We start from the raw sequence: 3651 nt of genomic DNA on the forward strand, positions 1-3651 counted from the left end.
AGGCCGACACGTCGTTGGCCTGGGTTTCGATGATCGGCAGAGCCGTCAGCGATCCCGAACCGTTATCTTCGTTCAGCTTCGCGGCGCGTTCCAGCAGACGGCTCTGCAGATAGAACACGTCGCCCGGATAGGCTTCGCGGCCCGGCGGGCGGCGCAGCAGCAGGGACATCTGACGATAGGCGACGGCCTGCTTGGAAAGGTCGTCATAGATGATGACGGCGTGCATGCCGTTGTCGCGGAACCACTCACCCATGGCGCAGCCCGAGAACGGGGCCAGGAACTGAAGCGGGGCCGGTTCCGAAGCCGTCGCGGAGACGACGATGGTGTATTCCAGGGCGCCGCGCTCTTCGAGCGTCTTGACGATCTGGGCGACGGTCGAACGCGTTTGGCCGATGGCGACGTAGATGCAGTAGAGCTTGGCGCTCTCGTCATCGCCGGCGTTGATCGACTTCTGGTTCAGGATGGTGTCGATCGCCACGGCGGTCTTGCCGGTCTGACGGTCGCCAATGATCAACTCGCGTTGGCCGCGGCCGACGGGGATCAGGGAGTCGATGGCCTTCATGCCGGTCTGCACAGGCTCGTGCACCGACTTGCGCGGGATGATGCCCGGCGCCTTCACGTCCACGCGGCGACGTTCGGCCACGTTCTGGATCGGGCCCTTGCCATCGATCGGTTCGCCGAGCGGGTTCACGACCCGGCCGAGCAGACCCTTGCCGACCGGCACGTCCACGATTTCCGACAGACGACGCACATCGTCGCCTTCGGCGATCGCGCGGTCGTCGCCGAAGATGACGACGCCGACGTTGTCGCTTTCCAGGTTCAGGGCCATGCCCTTGACGCCGGCCTTCGGGAACTCGACCATTTCGCCCGCTTGGACGTTGTCGAGGCCAAAGACGCGGGCGATGCCGTCACCGACGGACAGAACCGTACCGACGTCGGAGACATCGGCTTCCTCGCCAAAATTGGCGATCTGCGACTTGAGGATTGCCGAAATCTCGGCGGCGCGGATGTCCATGGCTTACGCTCTCTTCAGGGCGAACTTGAGGGAGTCGAGCTTCGAACGGAGCGAAGCGTCGAACAGACGGGAACCGACCTGCACCTTGATGCCGCCCAGAAGGGAGGGATCAACGCGGGTCTCGATTTCAGGGTCCTTGCCGAGCGCGGTTCGCAACGCGGCGGCGACACCCTTGGATTGGGCTGCGGTCAGAGGGACGGCCGTGGTCACCCGAGCAGAAACCGCGCCACGCGCGGTCGCCGCCAGATCCTCGAAGCCGGTGATCACCGAGGTCAGCGCCGAGGCGCGACCGTTGGCGGCCAGCAGCCCCAGGAACTTCCGGGTGACCGGATTGAGCTTCGCCTTCACGGCCAAGGCGCCCAGCGCCTTGCCCTTGTCCTCGGCGCTGAACGCCGGGGAGGCCAGCAAAGACCGCAGGTCTTTACTCTCGGCGCACATAGCTTTGAGCGCCTTCAGGTCGGCCTCGACGGCCGCCAGTTTGTTTTCATCGTTCGCGAGATCGAACAGGGCTTGGGCATATCTGCCGCCCACATTCGACGCCTTGGAATCGTCCGCCACTTATTTATCCGCCCGGTGCGCGCAAAAAGCCGCTGTGAAGGAACTCTCCACCGCGACCTAAAGGCTTGAAAGCGCTTGAAAAAGCACAATGGCCATCGAGACTAGAAAAGCCCCTGGCCCGAAGCCGCGCGCCTGATAGCACGCGTTTTTGGGCGCCGCAACCAAACCGGCCGCGACACCTTGTATTATCCGGCATTGATAATCGGGGCTGGCTTTCGGAACACAGCCGAACCGGCCGCTAGAACCTGGCCTTCCGACGACAGCAATCGGGCATAGGCGAAGACCAGGGTGCGGGTCGCCCGTTCGACCTGAGCCTCGATCGTGACGCGCGCGCCAGCCGCCGCGAAGGGTCCATAATCAAGCGTGAGCGAGACAGGCTCGGCGCCGGCGCCGGCGACCTCCGCCAACAAGGGCTCGATCAGGCTGGCGGCCGCGGCTGGCGCGGCGGGCATAATGGCTTGGCGGCGAAGGATGTCGTCTGTCATGGCGGCCGGTCTCATACGTGCATGCGCGCCATAGGCAAAGGGCGACCAAGGACGGGGCCAAGAAAAAGGCGCTGGAGACTTGCTCCAGCGCCCTTCAATTGCAGTCTCGGCGAGACTGACGGCGGGAAGGCTCGCCTGGGATGGCGCGAGCCCGAAGCCGGCAGCCTAGTTGTTGGCGACCCGCTGGGCCGGCAGGGCCGCGACATTGCACTGCTCAAGCTTTTCAGCTTCGAGCTGCTTACGCGCGCCGCCGAACGAAGCCACGGCTCCAACAGCCTTCGCCACTTCCTTGCAGGTCGAGGTGGCGTAGGTCCGCGAGGACGGAGCCGCGGCGAGGCAGGTGTCGCCTTCACACATGAAGACAGAGCCGCCGGCGATGAACTTGGTTTTGGCCGCGACCGGGGTTTGCAGCTTTGCGGTGATCGGATCGTCCGCCAGCGCCGCGCCGGCGAATGAGACGGAGACAAGAGCGGCGCAGGCGGCCGCGAGGGTATGGAGCTTCATGAAAAGCCCTCCAGCGTTTCGGGGAGAAAAGGCGAACCCATGCGGGGCTCGGCTCGGTTCAAACCGGAAAGTCCGCAACCGATATCCCCATCGGCGGCACGAGCTGAACTAAGCAACGCTAAGATAACACTGTTAAGATCAGCGGCAACTGCTTTTTTCGCAGTGCGGCTATGCGAAAATGCAGGGATGCAGAACGCCGTTCGGCCACCCATGGCCGCGAATTCGCGCGAGCGCGGCGGAGTCTAGAAGAAGGGGCCGACCCTGAAGACCATGCTGACGGTGGCGGCGATCCCGATCACCAGCAGCAGCAGGGCGGTGACCAACGTCATCGAGGGCGGGAACGGCCCTTCACCGTGCACATAGCCCTCAGCCGCCATCTTGCGGCGCTCGGCGCGCAGGGCGAGCATGAACTGCGCCTCATATATAATGCCGACCACCAGCATGGCGACGCCCAGGGCCACCAGCGCCACGCCGAAATTCCTGGGGGCCGCTGCGCTCTCGATGACATTGCTCTCGCGCAGCTTCTGGAACACCTGGAAGATCGTGAAGCCGAAGCTGATCAGCGACAGCGATGTGCGGATGACCGACATCAGGGTCCGGTCCGCCGACAACCGGGTGCGCTGAAACGACATGCCGGTGCGGCGCTTCGACATCTCTGTGCGATCGTCGGATAGGCCGGTCCGGTGCTCCGACAACTCCGTGCGATGTTCCGACAGGTCGGTGCGGTGGTTGGAGAGCCCGGTCCGGTACTTGGAAAATGTGACCGACGCCGCATCGGCCTTGCTTTCATCGACGATTGGGATCGGCGGGACCGGTTGCCGGCTCCACCTCGGCGCGTTCGATTCTGGAGGGGTCGCCATGAAAAGTGCGCTCCGTGGGACTGGGGCCGCCCGGGCGCAGTCTGCGTCCACGACCCTCAGCGATCCATCCGGTGTCCACCCCACTCCCACCCCGGTTTCGCCCCTGGAAAGCGCCTCGCGCCGGGCGCCGTCTTTCCACCGCACAAAGGCCCTAAGGACGGGCTCGCGATCGCGCGCGTTCACATCTCGTCAATCTTGTCGCGCGTCTGGTCACGCTAAGTTATCTCTC

General features: G+C 64.4%; 5 protein-coding genes. All 5 read right to left on the minus strand.

Features of this window, described 5'->3' with window-relative positions:
* Positions 1-1015 (minus strand): F0F1 ATP synthase subunit alpha (gene atpA, locus Q7T84_RS14155; RefSeq protein ID WP_304810028.1); only part of this gene is annotated, 1015 nt, incomplete at its 3' end.
* 3 nt (positions 1016-1018) lie between these two features.
* The gene (locus Q7T84_RS14160; protein ID WP_304810031.1) at positions 1019-1573 is read right to left on the minus strand and encodes a F0F1 ATP synthase subunit delta; all 555 of its coding nucleotides are present in this window, start codon (positions 1571-1573) and stop codon (positions 1019-1021) included.
* 185 nt (positions 1574-1758) lie between these two features.
* Positions 1759-2058, minus strand: coding sequence for a hypothetical protein (locus Q7T84_RS14165; RefSeq protein WP_304810037.1), 300 nt, complete (start codon positions 2056-2058; stop codon positions 1759-1761).
* Between the two features lie 165 nt (positions 2059-2223).
* A complete protein-coding gene (locus Q7T84_RS14170; RefSeq protein ID WP_304810039.1) occupies positions 2224-2562 on the minus strand; it encodes a hypothetical protein in 339 nt (112 codons plus the stop codon).
* A 242-nt stretch (positions 2563-2804) separates the two neighbouring features.
* Positions 2805-3422: a YidH family protein gene (locus Q7T84_RS14175; protein ID WP_304810042.1), complete on the minus strand. Its 618-nt coding sequence runs from the start codon at positions 3420-3422 to the stop codon at positions 2805-2807.
* Positions 3423-3651: the final 229 nt, after the last annotated feature.

The organism is Phenylobacterium sp. (genome assembly GCF_030654915.1).
Classification (GTDB): Bacteria; Pseudomonadota; Alphaproteobacteria; order Caulobacterales; family Caulobacteraceae; genus Phenylobacterium.